Here is a 2,084-nt window from a genome sequence, read left to right as displayed (position 1 = left end):
ACAGCGGATCGCGCAGCACGATGGCGTCGTCGTGCGTGTGCGCGTCGATGAAGCCGGGCGCGATCACCTTGCCGCGGCAGTCGATCACGTCGACCTCTGCAATGTTCAATCCTTCAGGCAACCGCGCGCGCAGGCCTTCACCGAGCGCGACGATGCGCTCGCCCTGCAGCAGCACGTCGCCGGGCCACGAAGGGCCGCCCGAGCCGTCGACCACGAGGCCGCCTTCGAGCAGCACGGCGGAGGTATCGCTCATGGTTCACCGCCTCCCTTTCTGGCGTTGATGCCGCCGCCATCCCAGCTTTGCAGCGGGTGCGTGGTGGCGTCGATGCCGTGGCGCTGGAAGGCCTCGCGTGCGCGCTGCAGGCGCTGCACGGCGGGTTCGCCGCGGCGTTGCGCCACCAGCACGGTGAGGATCTCGATGACCGTGAGGTGCGTCAGGTAGGCGTCGATGCCCACGTGCATCACGGCATCGTCGGGCACCGACAGGCCGATGAGGAAGTCGGCCTTGGTTGCGAGCGCCGTGCCCGGCCGCGTGATCGCGACCACCTGGGCACCCTGCCCGCGCGCGATGTCCACCGCGTCGAGCAGCGAGGGCATGCCGCCCACGTGCGAGATGGCAATGACCACGCCGCCCGGGCGCTGCGCCGCGCCGGCCACCTGCTGCAGGTGGTAGTCGGCCCAGGCGTTGGCCGACAGGCCCAGGCGGAACAGCCGCGCCTGCAGGTCGTTGGCCATGAACCACGAGGTGGCGCCCGCGCCGTACAGGTCGACGTGCGGTGCGGCCGCGATGGCGCGCACCGCGCCGTCGAGCACCTGCATGTCGAGCTGGCCGCGCACACCCGACACCGAGGCCGCGGCACTGCGTGCGATCTTGCCGACCACTTCGTCGGCCGCGTCCTCGATGTTGACGCGGCGGTGCAGCGGCGAGCCACCGAGTGCCAGCTCCTGCGCGAGCGCGAGCTTGAACTCGCGCAGCCCGGCAAAGCCGAGGTCGCGGCAGGTGCGCATGATGGTGGGCACCGAGCTGCGCGAGCGCTCGGCCAGCTGCTCGAAGCTCTCTTCGAGCGCGCGGTCGGGGTCTTCGAGGATCAGGTCGAGAATCGCGCGCCGTGTGGCCGGCGCGTCAGCACGCGCCTCGGCGATTCTCTGGAGCAACGAGGGCGTCATTGGTGCGTTGTTCAGAAGTGAATGGCANCCACTTGTCGAAGGTGGTGCAGGGATGCGAGATGCCCAGGCCCACGCGGTCGCCGACCTTGGGGGCGTCGGCTTCCTCGCTTTCGTCCCAGCGCAGGTAGGCGTGCTGGTCGTTCAGCGCGGTGATCTTCCAGCCGGCGGGCACGCCCTGCGGCTGCAGCGCGCCGTGCGCCGCACGTGCGATCGGCACGGGCATCGACAGGTCGAAGGAGATGTCGCGCTTGCCGACCGACAGGATCGCCAGGCCGGGCTCGGGTCGCGACTGCACATTGGCCCAGACCTCCATCGCCGGCGTCAGGCCCTCGCCGCATTCGCAGCCCAGGCGCTCATCGACCACGCTCACCATGCGCTTGTAGAAGCCGTGGTCGTGCGTGATGTAGCAGCCCGAGCGCAGCAGGCCGCGCACGGGTGCACCCAGCGCGGGCTTCAGGCGACCGGCCACGAGATCGAAGATCGCCGAGCCGCCGGCCGAGACCAGCACCTCGTCGGTCTCGAAGAGCTGGTGCGTGTCGCAGTGACGGACCACTGCCTCGACGCGGTCCATCAGCGTGGTGGCGTAGGCCGTGTCGGGCCCGCTTTCGCCGGTGGCGCCCTGCCCTTCATAGGTCTCGATGCCGACGAGCTTGGCCGCGTCGCTGGCGCGCACCCGCGTGGCGAGCGCGATGGCTTCGTCGTGCGTGCGGCAGCCCGTGCGTGCGCCTTGCACACCGATCTCGAGCATCACTTCAAAAGGCACGCTCGCAGGATTGCGCTTCGCCCAGTCCTCGACGAGCGCCAGCTGCGCCGTCGAATCAACGAGGAACACGACACGCAGGTCCGCATGCTGGGCCAGCAGCAGCTGGATGCCTGCCAGGTCCTCATCGCTCACCACCTGGTTGGCGATGAGCGTG

General features: G+C 69.9%; 2 protein-coding genes and 1 pseudogene. All 3 read right to left on the bottom strand.

Features of this window, described 5'->3' with window-relative positions; genetic code table 11:
• Positions 1-253: pseudogene (locus tag ASD34_RS28205) on the bottom strand (D-aminoacylase); the annotation flags it as partial.
• Positions 250-1,167 carry a MurR/RpiR family transcriptional regulator gene (locus ASD34_RS13195; protein WP_056578091.1) on the bottom strand — a complete coding sequence of 306 codons (918 nt, stop codon included), beginning with the start codon at positions 1,165-1,167 and terminating at the stop codon, positions 250-252. The pseudogene ASD34_RS28205 and the gene ASD34_RS13195, both read right to left, overlap by 4 nt.
• Before the next feature lie 28 nt (positions 1,168-1,195).
• Positions 1,196-2,084: alanine racemase (locus ASD34_RS13190; protein WP_235510060.1), on the bottom strand; the 889-nt coding region annotated here is incomplete at both ends.

The sequence above is a fragment of the Variovorax sp. Root473 genome (assembly GCF_001426505.1).
In the GTDB taxonomy this organism is placed as follows: Bacteria; Pseudomonadota; Gammaproteobacteria; order Burkholderiales; family Burkholderiaceae_C; genus Variovorax.
Note: the sequence above shows the minus strand (reverse complement) of the source record. Positions and strands in the feature narration are given on the sequence as shown.

Excerpts from the sequence above, each read along its gene's own strand:
- ASD34_RS13195 (WP_056578091.1), bottom strand. The coding sequence starts at position 1,167 with ATGACGCCCTCGTTGCTCCAGAGAATCGCCGAGGCGCGTGCTGACGCG.